Genomic DNA, 25,271 nt, shown 5'->3' with positions numbered 1-25,271 from the left:
AGGCATTAGCCGAGAGTTTTAAACGCTTTAATACGCTGTAAGTGGGGAGAAAAGCTGGGGAATTTATGCGGCTGCTTTTCATCCCAGACAATTTCATACCAGGGTTGCAGCGCCTCTGCCGTGCGTTGGTTGTCAAGGATACCGTCGTGGCGCGAAAGCAGCGTCAGGCAGCGGTCGCGGTTTTTCTCGCGGAAATTACTTACGCACTTGGTAGCAATATCAAGATACTCTTCCGGCCGATCGATTTTGCCCGCCATGTTTTCCTGCGGCCAAAGATTAGGGTTAACCATCACCTGGCGAATATCACATAAAAAACCAATGCGCTCAGCCCAGAAGGCTCCCAGACCGACGCCGCAAATCAGTGGCCGTTCATCGACATTCAGCATCAGCATCTTATCGGTCTCTTTCAGCAGATGCTGCATATCATGTTTCGGATGGCGTGTGCTGTAGCTCAGCAGCCGCACATCAGGATCGATAAACTGCAGCTGCAAAACTTTTTCATGGTTACCCGGACTAGTGGAATCGAAACCGTGCAGATAAATAATCATGGCTATCCTCACCGTTACTTAGCCTGCCGGGTTTCCTGTTAGTTACCCGACGCCTTGTGCTCCAGCCAGCGCGCCTGTAATGCGCTCAGCTGTTGGCTGGCGCGCTGCCAACGCGCAGAATCAAGCAGCTGCTGGCGGTTAAATGTTCCACGATGATACAGGCGGCTAACCTGCTCTGCTTTGATCGGCGGCAGGTTATCCAGCACGCTAACCGCGCCTTTACGATCGTTGCACACCAGAATCATATCGCAGCCAGCATCCAGCGAGGCGCGCGCGCGCTCCGCGTAGCTGCCCATAATCGCCGCTCCCTCCATCGATAAATCGTCAGAGAAGATAATGCCGTTAAAGCCCAGTTCAGTACGCAGTACCTGCTTCAGCCAGTATGAAGAGCCGCTGGCCGGGCGCGGGTCTACCTGCGAGTAGATAACGTGCGCCGGCATAATCGCGTCCAGCGCGTTCTCATCGATCAACTGCTGAAAAATGGCCATGTCGTGCTGGCGGATAGTGGCCTTATCGCGCTCATCGCGCGGCGTCTCTTTATGTGAGTCAGCGGTGACGGCGCCATGACCGGGAAAGTGTTTGCCGGTGGTTTTCATGCCAGCTTCGTGCATACCCGCAATAAAACAGCGCGCCACACGCAACGCAATAGCGGGATCTTCATGGAAAGCGCGGTCACCAATCGCGGCGCTGACATGTCCAATATCCAGTACCGGCGCAAAGCTGATATCGATATCCATTGCCATCATCTCCGCCGCCATTAGCCAGCCCGCCTCCTGTGCCAGCGTGTCCGCCTGCTCCGGGCTGTTCAGCGCGGCAAAGGACTGCATGGCCGGTAGGTTGGTAAAGCCGTCACGAAAGCGCTGCACCCGCCCGCCTTCCTGATCGACCGCGACCACCAGCCGCGCATGAGATGCGGTGCGGATCTGACGCACCAGTTCACTCAGTTGAGCGGGATCGTGATAGTTACGCGCGAATAAAATCAGCCCGCCCACCAGCGGGTGCGCCAGAATTTCGCGCTCTTCGGCGTCCAGCTCATAGCTTGCCACGTCCAACATTACCGGACCGGGTATCGACATGATGATTCCTCCTGTAAAAACTGGCGCACATCATAGCCGGAATGCAGAAACAGCGCGCTAAATTTGTCGCCAGGCGGCAATGGCCCGTTGATGCAGCGCCGAATCGCCACTCTGCTCCCAGCGCAGCTGATACCAGCTGGCCATCAACAGATGTAGCCAGGGCTGCCAAAGCCTGACCTGCCGCTTAAGCGCCCTGAGATCCAGACGATTACTGCAGGCATAATCAGCCAGAAGCGTCGCGCGTTGCGCAGCGTTCAGCCCGTTGCCGCTGATGATAGCAGCCAGTTCCAGCGCTATATCGCCATCGGCGGCATACTCCCAGTCAATCAGCCGCAAGCCGTCGGGATGGGCCAGCAGGTTGCCCGGATGGATATCCATATGCAGCAGTCCCAGCCGCAGCGGCAGCGGTTCTCCCTGACGCGCCAGCTGACGTAGTCGTCGCAGCCAGCGCGGATTGCGTTGACGGCACTGCTGCCAATAGTGGTGCAATAATGGCAGCAGCTGTAGCCGATAACCGCTAAGCGGCTGATGATGCAACCGTGTTAACAGCGTAACCAGTTCAGACTGACGAGCCAGAAATTCCCCTTCCGCCAGCGTCTCGCCCGGCAGCCACTCCAGCAGCAGCCAGCGCCGATCGATCGCCAGCGCATGGGGCGCCAGTCCGCTGGCGGTTAAACCCCGTAGCAGATGCCATTCACGTCGGCGAGAGATAAAAGGGATCGGCTGATGTGGGATTCGGCGCGCCAGCCAGCATTGCTGGCCGCATACCACTTTTCCGGATAGCCCGGTAAGGCCGTTTAGCGGATAAAAATAACCGGCAGACGAAGCTACCGGTTGGAGGCGTTCAATCAGCGCCTGCAGGGCGGTATCAATGCTGGACGCTGCCATTTCCTGACCAGATGATTTCACCGGTTTGCACCAGCATCAGCTGCATCTGCAGTTCAGGCGCTTTTATGTCGCCCCGCGCATTACTGTAAAGCACATACTGCGCGCCAACGTAGCGCGCCAGGCCGATCGCTTTGCTACGTGAATTCAGGCTGTCTTCAGGCGATAGCCCCAGCGTTTGCCTTGCCTGCATCAGCTGCTGCTGGGTAACCAGCGTAAAGGTATTATTGCTTGCCAGGGCATTTTGCAGCGCCGCTGTTGCTTTCGCGGTTTGCAGGCTGCCATTAGTGCTGTTCTTGATCCGATCCACCAGCAATACGCTGCCGGATGTGATGCCCTGGGCCTGTAGCATCTGCGCCACCAGCGGCTGTACGCTGGCATCCCAGTTTATGGTTTTTAGCTTCGGCGGCTGCGGCACCGTTTCGCCCGGCTGCGGACTGGTAATCGGCGGCGGCTGGACCACAACCGGCGGCGTCGATGGCTGCACGGGTTCCACCGGTGCCGGTGGTTGTTGCTGTTGATTATTAATACAGCCCGCCAAAACGAATGCCAGCAGCATGACGCCGGAGAGTTTTAAACGCCTGAACACAGTATTTCCCCTTACAAATAAACATAGAGACGAACTTTACTGGCCATCAGATTGCCCATCTGCGAACTGATTTCAACCCGCTGATTTGCAGGAACTACCAGCGTGCGGGGCGCTTCAAAAGGCTGGATTTCCAGGCCTTTATCATCATACCAGTAGAAACGATAGTACACGGTAACCGGCGTATCTTGCTGATTCTCCAGCGTGCTTACCGCCCGCTGTTGTCCGGCCTGCTCAGAAAGGGTGGGCTTGCTGGGCAAAATTCCCGCCGAGAGCACGGACGATTCCATAATCAGCGATTGTGACGTATCAATCACCGGTTTATCGCTGCTACAGGCAGTTAGCGTCAGTACCAGCGACAAACTGGTTAGTAAAGCGCGCATGATGGCGTTCCGCACGTTAATTAAAGGCTTAGCATCGGCCCCAGTGGGCAACCACCGACCAGGTGCATATGGATATGATAAACTTCCTGGCCGCCATGACGATTGCAGTTAACAATCAGTCGGTAACCATCCTCAGCAATGCCTTCCTTTTTAGCGATTTTTGCCGCCACGGTGAACATACGTCCCATGGCCTGCTCATGTGCTTCGCTGACATTGTTAGCGGTCGGGATTAAAATATTCGGCACAATCAATACATGGGTTGGCGCTTTGGGAGAAATATCCCGAAAAGCCGTTACCAGTTCATCCTGATAAACAATATCGGCCGGAATTTCACGACGAATAATTTTACTGAAAATAGTTTCTTCAGCCATGATGCATATCCTTAGCAGAGACGTAAGCATGGAGTATGAGCGAGAATTTCGTTTTCTTTCAACCTTCCTGCTGTTTTTCTTTTGTTTCACCTGCCGTAGTGCCACTTTTTTGTACAGACCTGACAGGCGGGCCGATTTTTTGTGCGGCCTTTCGCATTCTCACAGGCTTCTCCTGACAAAAATAAAACACCGTTTTATAAATTAGAGGCAGGGCAGGTTTTCCTTTGTTTTTTTGCCACTCAATGCCTTTTCTTAACCAAAACGCGAAGGTTTGCCCTCTCCCGCCATTCTACCTTCTGGGGTAATCCGTCTGAGCTGTCGGAATCCGTGCGTTTTTTAATGGTTATGACGAGGAGATTAACAATGCCAGTGCGTAAAATTGGTTTACGGCATTACCTGGCTTATGGATCGGGCGACTTCCTGGGTGCCGGCACTACAGCCCTGACAGCAGCGTGGCTGCTCTATTTCTATACCACTTTCTGTGGCCTGACGCCGATTGAAGCAACCTTTATCTTTGCTATGGCGCGCGTGCTGGATGCAGTGGTCAGCCCGCTGATGGGCTTCCTTACCGATAACTTTGGCTCTACCCGACTCGGCAAGCGCTTTGGACGCCGCAAATTCTTTATTCTGCTCGGCATTCCCTGCGTATTCAGCTATAGCCTGATGTGGGTCGGCGATATGAGTTACCTCTACTACCTGCTGACCTATCTGCTGTTTGATATTGTCTACACCATGATTCTGGTGCCTTATGAAACGCTGGTTCCGGAAATGACCGACGATTTCAAAAAGAAAACCAAGTTTTCCGGCGCACGTATCGCACTGGCGCAGCTTTCCGCTATTCTGGCCGCTTTCCTGCCGGGCGTGCTGATCAATCACTTCGGCAAAGATAACGCCGTCTCCTTCTTTTATGCCAGCCTGGTATTTTCGGTGATTTGCGCCATTGTGCTGACGCTGGTGTGGTTTTTCACCTGGGAACGCGCACCAGAAGATTTTTCTGAAGAGTCACGCCGCGCTGAGGCGGAAAAACAGCAGCTGACGCTGGCACAAAGCCTGAAGCGTCTGTATGTCGAACTGGCCTCTACCCTTCGCATCCGTATTTTCCGCCAGCATCTGGGCATGTACCTCGGCGGCTATATTGCACAGGATGTGTTTAATGCAGTCTTTACCTGGTATGTGGTTTTCGTGCTGATGCAGAGCGCGCAGATCGCTTCCAACCTGATGGGAACGATGGCCATTCTGCAATTTATCGCTGTGATGGGCATGATCCCGCTCTGTATTCGCCTTGGACCCGCACCTTCCTATCGTCTGGTTGTGACGCTGTTTGGTCTGAGCGCCCTCTCTTATGCGGGGCTCTGGTATACCGGCATGAACGATAACATGACGCTGCTGGTGCTGATCTCTGCGCTGGCCGGCCTGGGTCGCGGTGGCATCAACTATGTGCCGTGGAATATCTACACCTATATCGCGGATGTTGACGAGGTGATCACCGGCCAGCGTCGCGAAGGGATTTTCGCCGGCATCATGACGTTAACGCGTAAGGCTTCGCAGGCTGGCGCGGTGATGCTGGTGGGGATTGTCTTACAGCTTTCCGGCTTCGTTTCCGGTCAGGCTAATCAGAGCGATAACGTTCAGCACACCATTCTGTTGATTCTGAGCGTGGGTACGCTGTGCGTACTGGCGATCGGCTTCTTTATCTCTCTGCGCTTTCGCCTGAATCTGCAGACACATTCAGTACTGCGAGAAGAGACCCAAAAAATGCGCCAGGCAGGACGTCCAGTGCCAGAGAGCCTGACGCCTGCAGCGCGTGCGACGGTGGAAACGCTGGCCGGAATGCCTTATGAAAACCTTTGGGGCAACAACAACATAGGCTTTCTTAATCGCCATAAATCCCCGGCACCGCCGCTACGGCCTGCTCAGGCTGTGGGCGTGGTGCAACCACATACGTTAAAACGATAGGATCTGAATGATGACGGTATTTCCTGTAAAGCATAGCGCTCTGCTGCGTCAGCCTGAATTTCTGGTGCCGCGTCCCGAACTGGTAACGCTGATTGAAAAGCTAACCGACAACCTGGTGGCAATCACTGATCAGAGCGGCGAGTTTCTGTTGCGTCTGGACGATGGCCGGGTGATCGATACCAAAGGCTGGGCCGGCTGGGAATGGACACACGGCATCGGGCTGTATGGTATGTATCACTACTATCAGCAAACGGGCGACACAAAAACGCTGGCGATTATTGATGACTGGTTCCGTGAGCGGCTGGCAGAAGGCACGCCAACCAAAAACGTCAATACCGTTTGCCCGCTGTTAACCCTCGCTTATCGCTATGAAGAGACGCGCAATCCTGCGCTGCTGCCGGTGCTGGAGCGTTGGGCTGAATGGGTGATGTATGAAATGCCGCGTACGGAACAGGGCGGCCTGCAGCATATTGTTTATAACAATGAGAATCATCAGCAGCTGTGGGACGATACGCTGATGATGAGTGTGTTGCCGCTGGCGAAGATCGGCAAGCTGCTCAACCGCCCGGAATATGTTGAGGAAGCAAGCTATCAATTTTTATTGCATGTGCAATATCTGATGGATCGCGAAACTGGCCTGTGGTTCCACGGCTGGACCTTTGAAGGCCGCCACAATTTTGCCAAAGCGCGCTGGGCGCGTGGTAATAGCTGGCTCACCATCGTCATCCCGGAGTTTATTGAGCTGATGGCATGGCCGGAACAGCACGCAACGCGCCGTTTCCTGCAGCAGGTCCTGGAAAGCCAGGTGGCGGCGCTGCGCCAGTGGCAGCATGAAAGCGGCCTGTGGCATACCCTGCTGGACGATCGTGACAGCTATCTGGAAGCGTCCGCCACTGCTGGCTTCGCCTACGGCATATTAAAGGCGATGCGTAAGCGTTATCTGTCGCGTGACTATCTGCCAATGGCGGAACAGGCGGTAAAAGGCGTGATGCAGCATATCAACAGCGATGGCGAGCTGACGCAGGTCTCTTTCGGCACCGCAATGGGCAGCGATCTCGATTATTACCGCCAGATACCGCTGACCTCTATGCCCTATGGTCAGGCGATGGCCCTGCTCTGCCTGACAGAATATCTGCGCGTTTATCTTTAAATTCCTGATTAACCAGCGGCCCCGTACGGGGTCGCTCTTCGCTACTTTTCCCTTTCCCGCCTAACGCTGCCGCATTCACAGCCAGCGCAGCCTGCCCTGCTCTCACCTGAAAAAACCAACGTTACGCTTATCAGTAACGCTGTTCATTATTTACACAGATTCTGTTGAGGCATATTATCATTTTGTGACTCAGGAGCGTGACACAAGGAAGGTATCACTATGTCTGCATTACCGTTTCCCTGCCGAATATTTGAAACACAAAAAAGAATGGACGACTATAGCGCCGAAGATATGCGCTACGGCGATCTTACCGAATCGCAGTTAAAAAATGATTTTCACCTGCATGATGTTTCCACCCGCATTGATCCGTACACCCTGACGGAAATTACCCCGCTCAGGCAGCCGCATTCACGATTTTATGGCTCCCGGGGCGCAGGCGCAAAACATTCCGTTGCCGAGTGCGCCGCTATTCTTTTTGATGAAATGCGCCATCTGTCGCAGGCTTTTGCCATTTATGGCCCTTACAAATATCTTATCGAAGAGATGATTACCCATATGCAGCAGGGTGAAGGTGCGCCGTTTAGCAGTGAATATCTGAATAGCGCGCTGCGAATGCATATTATGAATGATGAATCATCCGAAAACAGTACACGTCTGCGATTGCAGGAAGTATTGAGCGGTTATATAACACTGAATAAGGGCTATTACCCTGCAGAAAAAGCAGAAGAATTAAAAAAAGCCGTTTCAAAAAGTAAACTACCAAAATTTGACCGGTTTCAGGATAATATCAACGGTATGGGCATAACCGTACATGATACCTGGGCCACACATATCACTATTGAATCTATTCATGTTAATGCTAGCTATTACCGGGCTGCAGTGAATTATAAAATACAGGATCATTTTGGTCTGGATGCTCACGACATATTAAACGCGAAGTTTAACCTGTTTCGCTTCTTCCGCATCTGGTTTGTGCTGCAACGATACCATCGTTTTGGTTTCAAACCTTTTATAACCCATCTTAACGCTACAATTGAAATCAACGGAGAGATAAAAAAATGATAAAAAACAAAAAAATCACTTGGCCAATATTAGCTATTACAGCAGTAATTTTGAGTTATATACTCTGGCTTAACCTACGCCCGGTAAATATTATTGCGGTTCATTATGACGGGCATTACAGTGATGTGCTGGTAGACAATTTCCCTGTCACCGCGCGGGGAAAGATAAGCTGGTGGCTGGAAAACAGAGATATTCTTAAGCAGCGTTACGGCATTCCAAAAATATCCTCTTACGGCAGCTATAGCATCGTTTTCTGGTACTTCGGCGACGGCTATATGGAAGAAGGGAAGTATGACAGGCTCTGCTTCAGAGAGATGAAAACAGAAAAAAACTGTATAGAAAAGGATAAAGCATTCACGGTTAGCGATGGCGGCAATAGCGGCCTCTATTTCCTGGCAAACGAAGGTTATTACCAGTTAACCGATAGCGGAAAGATAGTAAAGCGACCTTCCCATTAAATGAAATTTATTACTCTCTTTTTTTCCAGTAAAGCGCAAAAGTTCGCACTTGCAGAAAGTATCAGACCCCGTGTAACAAGAGCCGCCGCTAACAAAGGCGAGGTATCTCATGGAGCCCAGGAGCGTGAACCGGGCATAACAGCAAAGGAAATGTATGGAAAGCATATTTTTAAAAATAGACGGTATTAGCGGTGAGGCAAAGGATGCCGCTCATCAGGGCTGGATTGATGTAAAGAGCTATTCCTGGGGAGTAAGAAGAAACGAAGGCAGAGGGCCAGGAAAAGCCTGCTATCGTAATCTGGCAGCCCACTGTTATATCGATAAAGCTACCTCAGGCGCACTATTATTTGCCTCAAACGGCAACCTGATTAAAAAGGTACAGCTTTCGCTCTGTAAAGCGGGTGACGGAATGATCGAATCGTGCCGGGTAACCCTGGAAAATGTTATTATCTCTGAGGTTAATTTCGAAAACATTAATCGGGTCATGTATGAATTTCAGGCAGACAAGGTGAAGTTCCAGTACTGGGAGCAGACCGCTGCTGGAATTAAAGGTGCGGAAAGCCGTATGGGCTGGGATATTAAAAACTCCTCATCCTGTTTCTGATGGTGAATGGTGGCTCAGCCATTAATCACAGCCATAAAAAAACGAGCCGAAGCCGCTTTTATCCGGTTTTCGCGGTGGGTTGGTATTGACAAAGTGACATATGGAAAAAAGATCATACAAGGAGTTGCCAGTGACTGCTTTACGCTTTCCCTGCCGGATATTTGAAACACAAAAAAGAATGGACGACTATAGCGCCGAAGATATGCGCTACGGCGATCTTACCGAATCGCAGTTAAAAAATGATTTTCACCTGCATGATGTTTCCACCCGCATTGATCCATATACCCTGACGGAAATTACCCCGCTCAGGCAGCCGCATTCGCGATTTTATGGCTCCCGGGGCGCAGGCGCAAAACATTCCGTTGCCGAGTGCGCCGCTATTCTTTTTGATGAAATGCGCCATCTGTCGCAGGCTTTTGCCATTTATGGCCCTTACAAATATCTTATCGAAGAGATGATTACCCATATGCAGCAGGGTGAAGGTGCGCCGTTCAGTAGTTTGTCACTGGATAGCGCACTGAAATTGCAGATTATTAATGATTTTTCAGAGGAAAACAGCACGCGCATGCTATTACAAAATATTCTTAACCGAAACATAGACTGGGATAAAGGTTTTTTCCCAACGTCAAACAGAGAGAAGTTAAAAGAAGCCATACTTTCCGGTAAGCTGCCTAAGTTTGACAGAATTCAGGATACTATTAACGGTCTGGGAATTACCGTACATGACACCTGGGCGACCTACATCACTATTAAATCCCTTTATATCCACAGTAACCACTATCGTGCTCAAGTTAATTATAAAGTACAGGATCATTTTGGTCTGGACGCTAACGATATTTTAAATGATAAATTTAATCTTTTCCGATTCTTTCGCATCTGGTTTGTACTGCAGCGATACAACCGCTTCGGCTTTCGACCTTTTATAACCGAGATGGACGCTACAATAAATATCAATGGGATACGTAATGAAAGTGTCAGGTAAAAAGGTGCAATGGGCAATATACATCATCATTACATTATTATGTTTTTTTCTCTGGCGCACTCTTCGTCCAGTGAAAATCATAGCAGTTCATAACAGAAGCAGCGGATTTAGCGACGTACTGGTTGATCATTTCCCTTTGACCGTAAGCGGGAAAATAGCCTGGTGGCAGGAAAACAAAGAGATGCTCAAAAGCCGCTACGGCATACCAGCCCCCGCATTCACCGAAAATTTCAGCATCACCTTCTGGTTATTCGGCGATGGTTACATGGAACCCGATGAAGATGAAAGGCTGTGCTTTACCGACATGAAACCCCAAAAAAAATGCATCGAAAAGAATAAGACTTTTACCGTTGACTACAGTAAAAATACCGGGCTTTTCTTTACAACCTATGCGGGTTATCACCGCATAAATGACAAAGGCGAAATTGTAAAAATGAATTTTAATTAAAAATCATTGCAACTGCCTGTCCCATACAAAGCCTTTGTATGGAAGACACATTCACAGACGCAACGTAGCACTCAGGAAAATAAGGAATCATATGGAAAGCGTATTTCTTAAAATAGCAGGCTTAACCGGTGAATCGCAGGATGCCGCTCATCAGGGCTGGATCGATGTAAAAAGTTACTCCTGGGGCGTTCACAGAAACGGCAACGTCGCCGGGCCAGCTGCATCGCGCTATAAAAATCTGACGGTTCACTGCCCTATAGATAAAGCGACCGCAGCGGTGCTGCTGTTTGCGTCTAATGGCAACCGCATAAAGGCAATCCAGCTTTCGTTCTGTAAAGCGGGCAACGGCATGATTGAGTCCTGCCGGCTGACGCTGGAAAACGTGATTGTCATCGATGCGAATTTAGATCATATCTCTGAGGCCGCGTATGCGTTTCAGGCAGACAAGGTGAAGTTCCAGTACTGGGAGCAGACCGCTGCTGGAATTAAAGGTGCGGAAAGCCGCATGGGCTGGGATATTAAAAATTCTTCATCCTGTTTCTGATAGCGGGCGGATATGCAGCAGCTTCGATCTGACAGGCCGCGATAAAGCCCGCCATAGTCCTTAAACGTAAAAAGGCGAGCCGAAGCTCGCCTTTGCTGTGCGCATCAGTGATTAACTGTTGCGAATATAGTCATCCATCTCGGTTTTCAGGTTATCCGACTTAGTGCCGAAGATAGCCTGTACGCCAGAACCTGCCACTACCACACCGGCAGCGCCCAGTTTTTTCAGGCCAGCCTGGTCCACTTTGGATACGTCGGCCACGCTCACGCGCAGACGGGTAATACAGGCATCCAGGTTCGTGATGTTCTCTTTACCACCGAACGCGGTAACCAGGTTTGCCGCCATTTCGTTGGCTGTACCGGTTGACTGCTCAGTCGTGGTTTCTTCACGGCCCGGCGTTTTCAGGTTCAACCTGGCGATCAGCACGCGGAAAATGGTGTAGTAAACCAGACCGTAGATGATACCCACAATCGGGAACAGCCAGATTTTGCTGCTGTTGCCGCTCAGCACGATAAAGTCGATCAGACCGTGCGAGAAGCTGGTGCCGTCACGCATGCCAAGCAGGATACAGATCGGGAAGGCCAGGCCTGCCAGAATAGCGTGGATTGCATAGAGAATCGGTGCCACGAACATGAACGAGAACTCGATCGGCTCGGTGATACCGGTCAGGAACGAGGTCAGCGCTGCGGAGATCATGATACCGCCCACTTTCGCACGGTTCTCTGGTTTTGCAGAGTGCCAGATAGCGATAGCGGCTGCCGGCAGACCATACATTTTGAACAGGAAGCCGCCAGAAAGTTTGCCCGCAGTCGGGTCGCCTGCCATATAGCGAGGAATATCACCATGGAAGACCTGTCCTGCGGCGTTGGTGAATTCACCAATCTGCATCTGGAAAGGAACGTTCCAGATATGATGCAGGCCAAACGGCACCAGAGAACGCTCAATCAAACCGTACAGACCAAAGGCCACAACCGGGTTCTGATAGGCCGCCCACTGGGAGAATTCCTGAATCGCGCTGCCAATTGGCGGCCAGATAAAGGAAAGGATAACGCCCAGGATAATCGCCGCCATACCAGAAATAATCGGTACGAAACGTTTACCGGCAAAGAAGCCCAGATATTCAGGCAGTTTGATGCGGTAGAAGCGGTTAAACATGTAGGCGGCGATAGAACCGGCAATGATGCCGCCCAGTACCCCGGTATCCGCCAGGTGTTTAGCGGCAATTTCTTCTGCCGGTAAATGCAGCACCAGCGGTGCGACAACCGCCATGGTTTTCACCATGATGCCGTAAGCAACCACAGCCGCCAGCGCCGAAACGCCGTCGTTATTGGTAAAGCCTAATGCCACACCAATAGCAAAGATCAACGGCATGTTAGCGAACACCGAGCCGCCCGCTTCCGCCATCACATGTGAAACTACGGCAGGCAACCAGGAAAAGTTTGCCGAACCGACACCCAATAAAATACCGGCGATCGGCAGAACCGACACCGGTAGCATGAGCGATTTACCGACCTTTTGCAGGTTTGCAAATGCGTTCTTAAACATATTGTGGAACTCCTGAGTATGAGTGCTTTTAATCGCGTGGTACGCGTGGCAAAAGAGGGAGGATCTTCTGCCTTTGGAGCTTGTTAAGGCTCTCTGGATTTATTACGAAGAGTAAAATAAATCTGTTCAGTTTTGTTTGATACCTGTCACGTTTCGCCCATCAGGCGGCTAACATTTAGGATATTTTTTATTGTTTTGCCAACTTTTGTACAGAAAAAATCGTCTGTGCAGCGTTTTTGGCGCTGCACTTTACGATCTTAACGGATTAATTACGAGCTCTAAAAAAAGTCATGCAGGCGTATCGGTCAACCGTGAAAGCGGAACATGAAACAGGTCAGAAAAGTTTTGCGTAGTGGCCTGAGCCAGCGTTTCTAAATCAACCCCTTTAAGCACGGCCATATACTCCGCTACATCGCGGGTAAAGGCAGGCTGGTTCTCTTTTCCGCGATGCGGCACGGGCGCAAGATAGGGTGAATCGGTCTCCACCAGCAAGCGATCCAGCGGAACATAGCGTGCAGCTTCGCGTAACGCTTCTGCATTGCGAAAGGTAACGATGCCGGAAAACGAGATGTAAAAGCCCATATCCAGTAGCTTAGCTGCGGTTTCACGATCCTCGGTAAAGCAGTGCAGTACGCCACTACACTCCTCTGCCCCTTCTTCCCGCAGAATCGCCAGCGTATCTTCCCGCGCATCGCGTGTATGTACGATAACGGGTTTGTTCAGTTGGCGGCCCACGCGAATATGCTCACGGAAAGAAGCCTGCTGACGCGCCCTGGTTTCCGGCTGATAGTGGTAATCCAGCCCGGTTTCGCCCATGGCAATAACGCGAGGATCGTCAGCCAGCTGCGCTAGCTCAGCGAAATCCCATTCCTCTTGCTGATTCAAAGGATGTACGCCGCAGGACCAGGCAACATTCGGGCGGTCACCCAGCAGTTGCGCCATGGCTTTGAACCCTGGCAACGTGGTAGCAACCGCCAGCATAAATTTGACATCGCGCGCGGCAGCTTTCGCCAGCACATCATCCACGTCTTTATGCAATGTCTCATAATTCAGACCATCAAGATGGCAGTGTGAATCAACTAAAAACATAACAACTCTCTTGGTTAATCAGCCAGCGATGTCGCCGCTGGTCTGAGTAAGGTTTCCCAGTTTAATAACTGTTCGGTTAGCAATAATTCCCGGTTGACCGCAACAATATGCATCAGGCGTTCCCGACACAGCAGCCATTGACGCAGGCTTTTATCCAGCGCGGCGGCCGGTAGACGCTGTGCCAGTTGAGTAATCAGCGCGGGTTGATCGACATTGGCGATAAACTGGTCGCCGCTGTGTTGCCATTTCAGCGCATCCGTCAGCAGTGAAGCCAGCCAGCTAATTCTTTCGGCGACATTATCATGATTGAGCTGCGGCAACAGCGTAAGCACATCGCCTGTCAGAGCGCTGGCCAGCGTAGCGCACAGCGTCTGACGCTGTTCCCAGCTTTGCTTATCAAGCAGCGCCAGCGCGGCAGCAGGTGCGCCGCTGCTGAGGCGGAGCGCAGTTAGCATCGCTTCATGAGAACCCGCATTTTGCTTTTGTAACCACGCAAGGCTGTGCGCCTCGTCAGGCGGTGCCAGATGCAGCTTCAGACAACGGCTGCGTAGCGTAGGCAACAGCCTTGACGGCTCTGCACTGCTCAAAAAAAACCAGCTGTTCTGCGGCGGCTCTTCCAGCGTTTTCAACAGGGCGTTAGCGGCTGCCTCAGTGAGCTGTCCGGCATCGGGTAGCCACACTACTTTTGCGCCGCCCTGCTGAGCATGGTGATACAGCGTCTCGTTCACATCGCGTACTGCATCAATCCCCAGCGCGCTTTTCCCTTTTTCCGCCGTCAGTGGATGCCAGTCAGGATGGGTGCCCGCCATCATTAACTGGCAACCGTGACAGTGACCGCAGCTTTTTTGTCCATCGCGTCGTTGGCATAACAGCCAGCGGCTTACTGCCCAGATTAGCGCAGCGTCGCCCATACCCGGCAATGCCTGTACCAGCACAGCATGGTGCGCCCGCCCAGCCTGATGCTGAGCTATAAGCTGACGATAAACAGGATTAAGCCACGGATACCAGTTCATTATTTTTGCTCCGCCAGCCAGGCTTGCAGAACAGCTTTAAGTGACGTTGTCACTTGTTCCAGCGACTGGCTGGCATCAATGGTTTTAATGGAATCATCGCAGGCTGCCAGGGCCTGATAACGCTCACGGGTGCGCATAAAGAAATTCAGCGACTCCTGTTCAATACGATCGAGTTCGCCGCGTGCGCGTGCACGCTGTAAACCGATTTCCGGCGTAACATCCAGGTAGAGCGTTAAGTGAGGACGAAAGTCGCCCAGCACCGCATCGCGCAGCGTCTGCATCAACTGTTGGTCGATACCGCGTCCGCCGCCCTGATACGCCTGTGAAGAGAGATCGTGGCGATCGCCCACCACCCATGCACCACGCGCCAGCGCTGGTTTGATTACCGTCTCCACCAGCTGTACACGGGCGGCATACAGCATCAGCAGTTCGGCTTTATCGGTTATCTTTTCTCCTTCCAGCCCCTGCTTAATAAGATCGCGCAGCTGCTCTGCCAGCGGGGTACCGCCCGGCTCACGGGTAAAGACGATATCGGTAATGCCCTGCTCGCGCAGCTGTTCAACAATGCAGTCGCGTGCGGTGGTTTTCCCGGCACCCTCCAGCCCTTCAATCACAATAAACTTAGCGTTCATTTTTTTCCTTCATGGTCGTGCGCCATGCCTGCACGGCCCGATTATGGCTGGCCAGGTTGGTGGTAAAGGTATGCCCGCCCTTACCGTCGGCGACAAAATAGAGATAATTGCTTTTTACCGGATGGGCAGCGGCTTCAAGCGAGGCTTTACCCGGCAAGGCGATGGGTCCCGGCGGCAGGCCGTTGATGGTATAGGTGTTATAAGCCGTCGGCGCCTCCAGATCTTTACGCGTCAGGGTGCCATTATACTTCTCGCCCATCCCGTAAATCACCGTGGGATCGGTTTGCAAACGCATACCCACCCGCAGGCGGTTAATAAATACCGAGGCGACCTTTGTTCGTTCATTGCTGACCGCCGTCTCTTTTTCAATGATAGAGGCCATGGTCACTAACTCATTGGGCGTTTTATAAGGCAAATCAGGCATACGGTTCTGCCAGATTTTTGCCACTTCCTCTTTCATGCGCTGATGCGCGCGTTTCAGTAACGCGACGTCGCTGGTATTGGCGGTATAGAGCCAGGTATCCGGCCAGAGCCAGCCCTCCAGGTTTTCACCCTCTTTCAGCCCCAGCGCCGCTGCGACCGTTTCTGGCCGGTCATCTTTCAACGTATGTTTGATCCAGGGCGAGCTACGTAACGCCTGCAGAACATCCTGCAGACGTGTGCCTTCGGTAAAGCGTACCGGGAACTGCGCCTCTTTGCCGCTGGCCAACAGCGCCAGCAGCTGACGCACATTCATGCCAGCGTCCAGGCGATAGGTGCCCGCCTTGAATTTTGCCAGTTCCGGCTCCAGCTTCAGCAGCACACCAAACCACGGTGACGGCGTAATGATATGCTGGCTTTCCAGCTGCGCTTCAAGAGCAAGGCGGCCCGTACCGGCCGGCAGCGTGAATATTTTTTCCTGGCTAATGGTTAATGGCGACGCAGCAAACTGACGCACCTGCCAGTAACAAACAGCAGCAGCGGCAGCTAACAGCAGCGCCACAGCAGCCAAAATTTTTATTTCTCGGGTCATGATTAATCCAATATTAACAATCTGGCAGCAGTCGTTGATAAAGCGTACGGGATTGATAGTGCCAGCTATCAATCTGCCTTACTGGCAGTAACGGCATCAGAGCGTTGGAGATAAAAACCTCATCCGCATCCGCCAGCGTCTGCGGCTCTTCCCGCACCACCTGACAGACATAACCGTGCTGCCGCGCCAGCGCAATGATGCGCCGACGCATAATCCCGTCAACGCCTGCGCCGCTAACAGCGGGCGTATAGAGCTGATTTCTTTTGCGCCAGAATAAATTAGCCGCACAGCATTCCACCAGCTTGCCCTCAGTGTCAAGCACCAGCGCCTCATCAGCACCGCTCTGCTCAAGCTGTGTGCGGATCAGCACCTGCTCCAGCCGGTTAAGATGTTTGATTCCGGCAAGCTGAGGGTTAATGCCAAGGCGCACCGGGCTGGTCATCAGGCGAACGCCGCTTTCACTCAGTGCGGCATAATGTCCCGGCGCGGCAAACAGCATAATGATACGTACCGGTTGATGGCATCCGGTACCGCTATAGCCTCGCCCGCCTGAGCCACGTGACAGAATGACCTTCAGAACGCCGTCGTCCTGCTGCCAGCTGGCTGCAGCGATCTCCATCTCCTGTTTTAACCCAGGCCAGTCAACGTCGCGGATCATTAGTACAGAAGCCGCTTCCTGCAGGCGCTGAAGATGTGCCTCCAGCCAGGCTATTTTGCCCTGTTGCAGACGCGCGGTGGTAAAACAGCCATCGCCGTAGTGTAAGGCGCGATCGCTGACCGCTATCTGCTGCTGCTGCTCGCCGTTAATCCAAATCATTTGCTCACTCGTTTGCTGAAGCTGCCAACTTAAGCTTACCGCTATGACGCTCAGGTTACAGCCCTGAGCCGTTCAGAATAGTCCAGATGTAAAAAAGGCCCGCAAAGCGGGCCTTAAATAGCAATGATATCGTTAAACGCGACGGAAGATCAGCGATCCGTTGGTACCGCCGAAACCGAAGGAGTTACACAGCGCATATTCCAACCCCTTAACCTGACGTGCGGTATGAGGAACGAAATCGAGATCGCAGCCTTCATCCGGGTTATCAAGGTTAATGGTCGGTGGAATCGCCTGGTCGCGTAGCGCAAGAATCGAGTAAATAGATTCTACCGCGCCTGCTGCACCCAGCAGGTGACCCGTCATTGACTTGGTCGAGCTGACCATCACGCTGGAGGCCGCTGCGCCAAACACTGACTTAACCGCCTGCGCTTCGGCCTTATCGCCAGCCGGCGTTGAGGTTCCGTGAGCGTTAACGTAGCCAACCTGCTCTGGCGTCAGCTGCGCATCTTTCAGCGCATTGATCATCGCCAGTGCAGCACCAGCACCATCTTCCGGCGGAGAAGTCATATGGTAAGCATCGCTGCTCATACCAAAGCCAACCAGCTCGGCATAGATTTTCGCGCCGCGCTTTTTAGCATGCTCATACTCTTCCAGCATGATAATGCCTGCGCCATCACCCAACACAAAACCATCGCGATCTTTATCCCACGGACGGCTGGCCGCCTGCGGATTATCGTTACGCGTGGAGAGTGCGCGCGCCGCGCCAAAGCCGCCTACGCCCAAAGGCGTACTGGCTTTTTCCGCACCGCCAGCCAGCATCGCATCCGCGTCGCCGTAGGCAATCATACGAGCCGCATGGCCGATGTTATGCACGCCTGTTGTACAGGCGGTCGCAACGGAAATGCTTGGTCCACGCAGACCATACATAATGGTCAGGTGACCGGCCACCATATTAACGATGGTAGAAGGCACAAAGAACGGACTGATTTTACGCGGGCCGCCTTTTACCAGCGACGCGTGGTTTTCCTCAATCAGCCCTAACCCGCCAATGCCTGAACCGATAGCAGCGCCGATGCGAGTCGCGTTTTCTTCGGTAACAACCAGGCCGGAATCCTGCATGGCCTGTACGCCAGCGACAATTCCATATTGAATGAAGGCATCCATCTTGCGCTGTTCTTTGCGCGAGATGATCTCTTCACAGTTAAAATCCTTTACTAAGCCAGCAAAACGCGTTGCGTAGGCACTAGTATCGAAATGGTCGATCAGGCTGATGCCACTCTGCCCGGCAAGGAGAGCACTCCAGGTTGACTCTACGGTATTGCCGACAGGAGACAACATGCCAAGACCGGTCACAACTACACGACGCTTAGACACGTTCGTCCTCCAGGGAGGGAAAGATTGACACTATGTGGGACGGATAAAAACTCAGGCGGTCGAGTGACCGCCTGATGGTAGTTCATTAGGCCTGATGGCTATTGATGTAATCAATGGCAGCCTGAACGGTAGTGATCTTCTCAGCTTCTTCGTCCGGAATCTCAGTATCAAACTCTTCTTCCAGAGCCATTACCAGCTCAACGGTATCAAGAGAATCAGCGCCAAGATCTTCAACGAAAGATTTTTCGTTGGTGACTTCTTCCTGCTTAACGCCAAGCTGCTCGGAGATGATTTTCTTAACGCGTTCTTCGATAGTGCTCATACTATTAAATTTCCTATCAAAACTCGCTTTCGCGATGGTTTTCGTAGTGTATAAAAAGTTGGAAAAGATGCAACTCAATCCCGGCTGGTCCAACCACGATTTCACGCTATTTTGCGGCTATTCCCGCAATTAACGCAAATAATTTTCGTAATTATCAGACCATGTACATTCCGCCATTGACATGCAGCGTCTCACCTGTGATGTACGCTGCCTCGTCAGAGGCTAAAAATGCAACGGCATTGGCGATTTCCTGCGCGTCGCCAAGACGACCTGCAGGAACTTCGGCCAGGATGCCAGCGCGCTGATCTTCGCTCAACGCACGCGTCATGTCGGTTTCAATGAAACCAGGAGCCACGACGTTAACGGTAATACCACGTGACGCAACTTCGCGCGCCAGTGACTTGCTGAAGCCGATCAAACCCGCTTTTGCTGCCGCGTAGTTTGCCTGGCCTGCATTACCCATGGTACCAACAACGGAACCGATGGTAATGATACGGCCCACACGTTTTTTCATCATGGCACGCATTACCGCTTTAGATAAGCGGAAAACGGAGGTCAGATTGGTATCCACAATGGATTGCCACTCTTCATCCTTCATGCGCATCAGGAGATTATCACGCGTAATGCCAGCATTATTGACTAAAATATCCACCTCGCCAAATTCGGCACGGATATTTTCCAGTACGCTTTCAATTGACGCGGGATCGGTAACGTTCAGCAGAAAGCCTTTACCGCTCTCTCCCAGGTAAGCGCTGATCGCATCTGCGCCGCTCTGGCTGGTTGCCGTGCCGATCACTTTCGCACCGCGTGCCACCAGCGTTTCCGCAATAGCGCGACCAATACCACGACTGGCACCGGTTACCAGGGCAATTTTTCCTTCGAAGCTCATTTTTATCCTCTGTTATTGTTCAAGCGCCGCTGCCAGGCTGGCGGGATCATTTACCGCCGAGGCTGTCAGGGTGTCAACAATACGTTTCGTCAGGCCCGTCAGGACTTTACCCGGACCGACTTCCAGCAGCGAGGTCACGCCCTGCGCCGCCATAAATTCTACGCATTCCGTCCAGCGTACCGGGCTGTAGAGCTGACGTACCAGCGCGCTGCGAATCGCTTCTGGCGAGGTTTCGCATTTTACATCAACATTATTAACTACCGGTAAGGCTGGCGCGTTAAAAGTCATATTTTCCAGCGCAACCGCCAGTTTATCTGCGGCAGGCTTCATCAGCGCACAGTGAGACGGCACACTTACCGGCAGCGGCAGCGCACGTTTCGCGCCAGCAGCTTTACAGGCTGCGCCCGCACGTTCAACCGCGTCTTTGTGTCCAGCAATCACAACCTGGCCCGGCGAGTTAAAGTTTACCGGCGATACCACTTCTCCCTGCGCAGCCTCTTCACAGGCCTGCTGGATAGCGGCATCATCAAGGCCGATAATCGCCTGCATCGCGCCGGTACCGGCCGGTACCGCTTCCTGCATCAGTTTCCCACGCAGCTCAACCAGTTTGATCGCTTCGGCAAAATCCAGCACACCTGCGCATACCAGCGCAGAATATTCGCCCAGACTGTGACCAGCCATCATCGCAGGCGTTTTACCGCCCTTCTGCTGCCACAGGCGAAACAGCGCAACCGAGGCAGCCAGCAGCGCAGGCTGCGTTTGCCAGGTTTTGTTTAATTCTTCCGCTGGCCCCTGCTGCGTCAGTTGCCAAAGATCGTAACCCAACGCGTCGGAAGCCTCTTTAAAGGTTGCTTCGACAATCGGGTTGTCCGCTGCCAGCTCAGCCAGCATGCCAACGGTTTGCGAACCCTGACCTGGGAAAACCATTGCAAATTGCGTCATCTTTTGTTCCTTCGATTAAAAACGAACCAGAGCCGAGCCCCAGGTGAATCCACCACCAAAGGCCTCCAGCAGAACCAACTGGCCCGGCTTAATACGTCCATCGCGCACCGCTTCATCCAGCGCAGCCGGTACGGAAGCAGCAGAAGTATTGCCATGACGGTCAAGCGTAACGACAACTTTATCCATGCCCATACCCAGCTTTTTCGCGGTGGCATTAATAATCCGCAGGTTAGCCTGATGCGGCACCAGCCAGTCGATTTCAGCGCGTTCAAGGTTATTGGCCGCCAGCGTCTCATCAACGATATGCGCCAGTTCGGTTACCGCGACTTTGAATACTTCATTACCGGACATGGTGAGATAAGCCGGTTGATCCTGCTGCGCACGGTTATGATAAGGCAGCGTCAGCAACTGACCGTAACGGCCATCGGCATGCAGATGAGTAGAAATAATGCCAGGTTCTTCGCTGGCGGAAAGCACGACGGCGCCTGCGCCATCGCCAAACAGAATAATGGTGCCGCGATCGTTGGGATCGAGCGTGCGCGCCAGCACATCCGCGCCAATCACCAGCGCATGTTTTACCGCGCCGTTTTTAATGTATTGGTCGGCAACGCTCAGCCCATAGGTAAAGCCGGCACAGGCGGCGGCCAGATCGAAAGCCGCGCAGTCTTTGATCTCCAGCATATTCTGGATCATACAGGCTGAGCTGGGGAATGCATGGCTGCCTGACGTGGTGGCAACGATAATCAGTCCGATATCGTCTTTACTAACGCCAGCCATTTCCAGCGCGCGCTCAGCGGCCTGAAACCCCATCGTCGCAACGGTTTCATCAGGCGCGGCAATACGTCGCTCACGAATGCCGGTACGAGTGACAATCCACTCATCCGACGTATCCACCATTTTTTCCAGATCGGCGTTAGTCCGCACCTGAGCAGGCAGATAGCTGCCCGTACCGATAATTTTGGTATACATGTCCGCTCAATCACTCCTGGCTAATACAGCCTTTAGGCGCGCGGCAATCCGCTCCGGGACTTGCCGCCGCACCGCCTGCTCTGCCTGTTCAATTGCTGCGGCAAAAGCACGTTGATTTGCTGCACCGTGGCTCTTGATAACCAAGCCTCGCAATCCTAACAGACAGGCGCCATTGTACTGGTCGGGGTTTAAATGACCGAAACGCTTAGCCAGCCGTTTTTTAATCCAGCGCTCCAGCAGTTTCATCCACCACGCCCGTTTTTTGCCTTCGCCAGATGATTTCAACAGCGAAAGAAACATCCTTACCACGCCTTCCAGGGTTTTCAGCGTGACATTGCCCACGAAACCGTCGCAAACCAGCACATCAGTTTTGCCTGTCAGCAGATCGTTGCCTTCAAGGTAGCCGATATAATTAATTTGCGGCGATGCCCTGAGCTGCTCCGCCGCTTCACGAATCGAATTCAGCCCTTTGGTTTCTTCCTGGCCGATATTCAGCAATGCCACACGCGGTTTTTCAATGGCTAAGACTTCTTCCGCCATCACCGCACCCATAATGGCAAACTGCACCAGCATGGCACTGTCAGATTCAACGTTAGCGCCTAAATCCAGCACTACCGTGTTACCGCCTGGCTGATTCGGCAACACGGTAGTTAACGCCGGGCGCTCAATGCCGTCCAGCGGTTTTAATAACAGTTTTGCCAGCCCCATTAAGGCACCGGTATTCCCGGCGCTAATGCAAGCCTGCGCCTTTCCCTCTTTGACCAACTCAAGCGCGATGCGCATAGAGCTACCGCGACTGTGGCGGATAGCCTGAGAAGGTTTGGCATCACTGGCGATAACCGATTCGGCAGGGATAACCTGCAGACGCCGTTGTACAGCGGAATCAGCTTTAGCAAGTAATGGCGTGATAGCGGCGGGATCGCCGATCAGAAGAAGCTGTAATTGCGAATGTAAGGCCAGTGCCTGCAAAGCTGCAGGCACTGTCACGCAGGGACCGAAGTCCCCGCCCATAGCATCGATGGCCAGGGTCAAACGTGTCAAAGTATCGCCTTGCGTTGCCGCAAGTATTACTTAACGATGACCTTGCGACCGCGGTAGTAGCCATCCGCAGTGATGTGGTGACGCAGATGAGTTTCGCCAGAAACTTTATCTACGGACAGAGTGGAAGTGGTCAGCGCATCGTGAGAACGACGCATGCCACGTTTGGAACGGGTTGGTTTATTCTGTTGTACGGCCATGGACCTTACTCCTATTACTTACGCTTTAAACTGGCTAATACGGCGAATGGGTTTGGTTTCTCCGCCTCTTCAGGCAGTTTGCCAAAGACCATGTCCGCGTCGGACACTTCACAGTGTTCAGAATCATGCACCGGAACTACAGGCAGGGCGAGGATAATTTCATCTTCAACCACCGCCAGCAGATCGATCTCACCGAAGTCGTTGACTTCGATCGGCTCGTAGGCTTCCGGCAACGCATCAGCCTGCGCATCATCTGCGACGGGACTGAAGCAATACGTTACGTGAACCTGATGTGCAAATGGCTTGTTGCAGCGCTGGCAGCTCAGCGTGACGCTAACGTCAGCGGTTCCTTTCAGAACAGCCAGACGCTGGTTATCAACGGCAAACGACATAACGCATTGTACATCACTGTCCACACTAACAACGGTATCGGCTACGCGCTCCACCTGTTGAGGCGTATAGACGCCCGCATAATCAAGGCGTTTTTGAGCGGCGCGAACCGGATCGATTGTCAGGGGTAATTTTACCTTTTGCATAGGGCGCGCATATTAACTTTGTAACGACAGAGAGTCAAAGAAAAAGGCTGTTTAACAGCATCTTTCACTTGGTATTCGCATCCAATGCGGCGGACAGTTTAAAATGTCTGCATCCGATTCGCTATATTTTAACTGAAAAAATATGACACAGCTGATTTTAGCTTCAACCTCTCCCTTTCGTCAGGCGCTGTTAAATAAACTCGGCCTCTCTTTTATTACCGCTGCGCCGGAGGTGGATGAGACGCCGCTGCCGGATGAAAAGGCGCCGCAGCTGGTAGAACGGCTGGCGCAGGCCAAGGCCCAGGCGCTGGCGGCGCATTATCCGCACGGCTGGATTATTGGCTCCGATCAGGTTTGCGTACTGGAAGGCAAAATAACCGGCAAGCCGCATACAGTAGAAAATGCACGCGCGCAGTTACGCGCCGCCAGCGGAAAAGTTATTACCTTTTATACCGGACTGGCGCTTTATTGCGCTGAGAAGAAGCACCTGCTCTCTCTTTATGAAACATTCCATGTCGGTTTCCGCTCATTAAGCGAAGCAGAAATTCATGCTTATGTGGCCATTGAGCAGCCGTTACAGTGTGCCGGCAGTTTTAAAAGCGAAGGGTTAGGTATTACATTATTCGATCGGCTGGAAGGACGCGATCCTAATACGCTGGTGGGACTGCCGCTGATCGCACTGTGCGATATGCTGCGTGAGGTGGGGATCAATCCTTTAACCACGGGGCGCTAAACAGCGAATGCGATAGCCTGATGCGACGCGCCGCATCAGGTTTTCTTATATAAAGACGTTACGACGGTTTACGCAACACCGCCAGGCATTGTTTCAGTTCATCATCCAGCGGCGCTTCAATGCGCATTCTGTCGCCGCTGTGGGGATGATTAAAGCTGAGCGCCGCTGCATGCAGGAACAGACGACGCAGGCCGGTAGCGCTTAACTGCTTATCAAACTCCCGCTCGCCATAGCGATCGTCAAAGGCGATGGGGTGACCGGCATGCAGGGTATGAACACGAATCTGATGCGTACGGCCGGTTACCGGGCTGGCTTTCACCAGCGTAGCGAACGTATAGCGCTCCTCTACCTTAAAGCGCGTCTCAGAGGGTTTCCCTTCGCTGCTCACGCGGACAATACGTTCACCGCTCTGCAGAATATTTTTCAGCAGCGGCGCCTGCACCGTTTTTATATGCGAAGGCCACTGCCCGCGCACCAATGCCAGATAATCCTTCTGCATGCCTTTTTCACGCAGCTGCTCATGCAGCGAACGCAGCGCGGAGCGCCTTTTCGCCACCAGCAGCACGCCAGAAGTATCGCGGTCAAGACGATGCACAAGTTCAAGGAAGCGAGCTTCCGGGCGCAGCGCGCGCAGCCCTTCGATCACGCCGAAGCTTAAGCCGCTGCCGCCATGCACCGCCGTACCGGATGGTTTATTCAGTATCAGAATGTATTCATCTTCATAAAGAATCGCATCCTTCAGGCTGGCTACGCGCTCAAGCTTCGGCGAAATAGCGGCTTCCTCGCGCTCTGCCACGCGTACCGGCGGAATGCGAACCTCATCCCCGGCCTGCAGTTTATATTCAGGCTTAATGCGTTTTTTATTCACGCGCACTTCGCCCTTACGCAAAATGCGATAAATCATGCTTTTCGGCACGCCTTTAAGCTGCGTGCGCAAAAAATTGTCGATGCGCTGTCCCGCTTCTTCAGCGGAAATGGCGACGATTTGTACCGATGGCGTATTCATATTCATGGGCGGCGATTCTAATGAGTGGCGGATAATAGCGCCACTTCTTTTTCTGTGCTTAACTGACAACGTACCGCCAATTTTGCGGTCTGTTTCATACT

30 protein-coding genes are annotated in these 25,271 nt (G+C 52.6%); 9 read left to right on the top strand and 21 right to left on the bottom strand.

Annotation, left to right across the window (positions count from 1 at the left end; all coding sequences use genetic code 11):
• Positions 1–5 precede the first annotated feature (5 nt).
• The 6 genes from ycfP to hinT are packed head-to-tail and all read right to left on the bottom strand — an operon-like array spanning position 6 to position 3,849.
• A complete protein-coding gene (gene ycfP, locus ACQE3Y_RS06990; protein ID WP_426981168.1) occupies positions 6–548 on the bottom strand; it encodes an alpha/beta hydrolase YcfP in 543 nt (180 codons plus the stop codon).
• A gap of 38 nt (positions 549–586) precedes the next feature.
• Positions 587–1,624 (bottom strand): beta-N-acetylhexosaminidase, encoded by a 1,038-nt coding sequence (gene nagZ / locus ACQE3Y_RS06985; protein ID WP_426981167.1) that lies wholly within the window; start codon positions 1,622–1,624, stop codon positions 587–589.
• A 57-nt stretch (positions 1,625–1,681) separates the two neighbouring features.
• Positions 1,682–2,533, bottom strand: coding sequence for a thiamine kinase (gene thiK / locus ACQE3Y_RS06980; protein WP_426974358.1), 852 nt, complete (start codon positions 2,531–2,533; stop codon positions 1,682–1,684).
• Complete coding sequence (gene lpoB / locus ACQE3Y_RS06975) at positions 2,493–3,068, bottom strand: penicillin-binding protein activator LpoB (protein ID WP_426981196.1); 576 nt, start codon at positions 3,066–3,068, stop codon at positions 2,493–2,495. Before lpoB ends, thiK begins: the two co-directional genes overlap by 41 nt.
• 41 nt (positions 3,069–3,109) lie before the next feature.
• Positions 3,110–3,478: a YcfL family protein gene (locus ACQE3Y_RS06970; RefSeq protein WP_426981166.1), complete on the bottom strand. Its 369-nt coding sequence runs from the start codon at positions 3,476–3,478 to the stop codon at positions 3,110–3,112.
• A 20-nt stretch (positions 3,479–3,498) separates the two neighbouring features.
• On the bottom strand, positions 3,499–3,849 hold the full coding sequence (gene hinT, locus ACQE3Y_RS06965; protein WP_085072095.1) for a purine nucleoside phosphoramidase: 351 nt from the start codon (positions 3,847–3,849) through the stop codon (positions 3,499–3,501).
• Positions 3,850–4,212: 363 nt separating this feature from the next.
• On the opposite strand from hinT, the gene ACQE3Y_RS06960 reads away from it, so the two are divergent.
• From ACQE3Y_RS06960 to ACQE3Y_RS06925, 8 genes are all read left to right on the top strand, one after another.
• Entirely contained in the window at positions 4,213–5,805 is a 1,593-nt protein-coding gene (locus ACQE3Y_RS06960) for an MFS transporter (protein ID WP_426974356.1), read from the top strand.
• 10 nt (positions 5,806–5,815) lie between these two features.
• Positions 5,816–6,955 carry a glycoside hydrolase family 88/105 protein gene (locus ACQE3Y_RS06955; protein ID WP_426981195.1) on the top strand — a complete coding sequence of 380 codons (1,140 nt, stop codon included), beginning with the start codon at positions 5,816–5,818 and terminating at the stop codon, positions 6,953–6,955.
• Positions 6,956–7,174: 219 nt separating this feature from the next.
• Positions 7,175–8,017: a YPO3983 family protein gene (locus ACQE3Y_RS06950; protein WP_426981164.1), complete on the top strand. Its 843-nt coding sequence runs from the start codon at positions 7,175–7,177 to the stop codon at positions 8,015–8,017.
• A complete protein-coding gene (locus ACQE3Y_RS06945) occupies positions 8,014–8,475 on the top strand; it encodes a DUF943 family protein (RefSeq protein ID WP_426981163.1) in 462 nt (153 codons plus the stop codon). Before ACQE3Y_RS06950 ends, ACQE3Y_RS06945 begins: the two co-directional genes overlap by 4 nt.
• A 154-nt stretch (positions 8,476–8,629) precedes the next feature.
• Complete coding sequence (locus ACQE3Y_RS06940) at positions 8,630–9,079, top strand: Hcp family type VI secretion system effector (protein WP_426981162.1); 450 nt, start codon at positions 8,630–8,632, stop codon at positions 9,077–9,079.
• Between the two features lie 100 nt (positions 9,080–9,179).
• The gene (locus ACQE3Y_RS06935; protein ID WP_426974353.1) at positions 9,180–10,061 is read left to right on the top strand and encodes a YPO3983 family protein; all 882 of its coding nucleotides are present in this window, start codon (positions 9,180–9,182) and stop codon (positions 10,059–10,061) included.
• A complete protein-coding gene (locus tag ACQE3Y_RS06930) occupies positions 10,045–10,509 on the top strand; it encodes a DUF943 family protein (RefSeq protein ID WP_426974352.1) in 465 nt (154 codons plus the stop codon). The genes ACQE3Y_RS06935 and ACQE3Y_RS06930 overlap by 17 nt, the downstream gene beginning before the upstream one ends.
• 91 nt (positions 10,510–10,600) lie before the next feature.
• Positions 10,601–11,053: an Hcp family type VI secretion system effector gene (locus ACQE3Y_RS06925; RefSeq protein WP_250652376.1), complete on the top strand. Its 453-nt coding sequence runs from the start codon at positions 10,601–10,603 to the stop codon at positions 11,051–11,053.
• Positions 11,054–11,164: 111 nt separating this feature from the next.
• Here ACQE3Y_RS06925 and ptsG read toward each other — a convergent pair whose 3' ends face one another.
• From ptsG to yceD, 14 genes are all read right to left on the bottom strand, one after another.
• Positions 11,165–12,598, bottom strand: a complete 1,434-nt coding sequence (gene ptsG / locus ACQE3Y_RS06920) for a PTS glucose transporter subunit IIBC (protein WP_426981160.1) — start codon at positions 12,596–12,598, stop codon at positions 11,165–11,167.
• A 288-nt stretch (positions 12,599–12,886) separates the two neighbouring features.
• Positions 12,887–13,687: a metal-dependent hydrolase gene (locus ACQE3Y_RS06915; RefSeq protein ID WP_426981159.1), complete on the bottom strand. Its 801-nt coding sequence runs from the start codon at positions 13,685–13,687 to the stop codon at positions 12,887–12,889.
• Between the two features lie 14 nt (positions 13,688–13,701).
• Positions 13,702–14,700 (bottom strand): DNA polymerase III subunit delta', encoded by a 999-nt coding sequence (holB, locus tag ACQE3Y_RS06910; protein ID WP_426981158.1) that lies wholly within the window; start codon positions 14,698–14,700, stop codon positions 13,702–13,704.
• Positions 14,700–15,332, bottom strand: coding sequence for a dTMP kinase (gene tmk / locus ACQE3Y_RS06905; RefSeq protein WP_426981156.1), 633 nt, complete (start codon positions 15,330–15,332; stop codon positions 14,700–14,702). Before tmk ends, holB begins: the two co-directional genes overlap by 1 nt.
• Positions 15,322–16,344 (bottom strand): cell division protein YceG, encoded by a 1,023-nt coding sequence (gene yceG / locus ACQE3Y_RS06900; protein WP_426981155.1) that lies wholly within the window; start codon positions 16,342–16,344, stop codon positions 15,322–15,324. The genes tmk and yceG overlap by 11 nt, the downstream gene beginning before the upstream one ends.
• 13 nt (positions 16,345–16,357) lie before the next feature.
• Positions 16,358–17,161 carry an aminodeoxychorismate lyase gene (gene pabC / locus ACQE3Y_RS06895; RefSeq protein ID WP_426974345.1) on the bottom strand — a complete coding sequence of 268 codons (804 nt, stop codon included), beginning with the start codon at positions 17,159–17,161 and terminating at the stop codon, positions 16,358–16,360.
• A gap of 132 nt (positions 17,162–17,293) precedes the next feature.
• Entirely contained in the window at positions 17,294–18,535 is a 1,242-nt protein-coding gene (gene fabF, locus ACQE3Y_RS06890; protein ID WP_250652371.1) for a beta-ketoacyl-ACP synthase II, read from the bottom strand.
• A gap of 85 nt (positions 18,536–18,620) precedes the next feature.
• Positions 18,621–18,857 carry an acyl carrier protein gene (gene acpP / locus ACQE3Y_RS06885; RefSeq protein ID WP_085072106.1) on the bottom strand — a complete coding sequence of 79 codons (237 nt, stop codon included), beginning with the start codon at positions 18,855–18,857 and terminating at the stop codon, positions 18,621–18,623.
• Between the two features lie 154 nt (positions 18,858–19,011).
• The gene (gene fabG, locus ACQE3Y_RS06880; protein WP_250652370.1) at positions 19,012–19,746 is read right to left on the bottom strand and encodes a 3-oxoacyl-ACP reductase FabG; all 735 of its coding nucleotides are present in this window, start codon (positions 19,744–19,746) and stop codon (positions 19,012–19,014) included.
• A gap of 12 nt (positions 19,747–19,758) precedes the next feature.
• Positions 19,759–20,688: an ACP S-malonyltransferase gene (fabD, locus tag ACQE3Y_RS06875; RefSeq protein ID WP_250652369.1), complete on the bottom strand. Its 930-nt coding sequence runs from the start codon at positions 20,686–20,688 to the stop codon at positions 19,759–19,761.
• A 15-nt stretch (positions 20,689–20,703) separates the two neighbouring features.
• Positions 20,704–21,657 (bottom strand): beta-ketoacyl-ACP synthase III, encoded by a 954-nt coding sequence (locus ACQE3Y_RS06870; RefSeq protein ID WP_426974344.1) that lies wholly within the window; start codon positions 21,655–21,657, stop codon positions 20,704–20,706.
• Positions 21,658–21,663: 6 nt separating this feature from the next.
• Positions 21,664–22,698 (bottom strand): phosphate acyltransferase PlsX, encoded by a 1,035-nt coding sequence (gene plsX, locus ACQE3Y_RS06865; RefSeq protein WP_426981154.1) that lies wholly within the window; start codon positions 22,696–22,698, stop codon positions 21,664–21,666.
• A 26-nt stretch (positions 22,699–22,724) separates the two neighbouring features.
• Entirely contained in the window at positions 22,725–22,895 is a 171-nt protein-coding gene (gene rpmF / locus ACQE3Y_RS06860; RefSeq protein ID WP_038626789.1) for a 50S ribosomal protein L32, read from the bottom strand.
• A gap of 14 nt (positions 22,896–22,909) precedes the next feature.
• Entirely contained in the window at positions 22,910–23,431 is a 522-nt protein-coding gene (gene yceD / locus ACQE3Y_RS06855; RefSeq protein WP_426974342.1) for a 23S rRNA accumulation protein YceD, read from the bottom strand.
• Positions 23,432–23,573: 142 nt separating this feature from the next.
• Here yceD and ACQE3Y_RS06850 point away from each other — a divergent pair, with 142 nt between their 5' ends.
• Positions 23,574–24,164: a Maf family protein gene (locus ACQE3Y_RS06850; protein ID WP_426974341.1), complete on the top strand. Its 591-nt coding sequence runs from the start codon at positions 23,574–23,576 to the stop codon at positions 24,162–24,164.
• Positions 24,165–24,222: 58 nt separating this feature from the next.
• On the opposite strand, the gene rluC is transcribed toward ACQE3Y_RS06850, so the two are convergent.
• Positions 24,223–25,176 carry a 23S rRNA pseudouridine(955/2504/2580) synthase RluC gene (rluC, locus tag ACQE3Y_RS06845; protein WP_426974340.1) on the bottom strand — a complete coding sequence of 318 codons (954 nt, stop codon included), beginning with the start codon at positions 25,174–25,176 and terminating at the stop codon, positions 24,223–24,225.
• Between the last annotated feature and the right edge of the window lie 95 nt (positions 25,177–25,271).

The organism is Pantoea sp. FN0305 (genome assembly GCF_050113845.1).
Lineage (GTDB): Bacteria > Pseudomonadota > Gammaproteobacteria > Enterobacterales > Enterobacteriaceae > Mixta > Mixta alhagi.
Note: the sequence above shows the minus strand (reverse complement) of the source record. Positions and strands in the feature narration are given on the sequence as shown.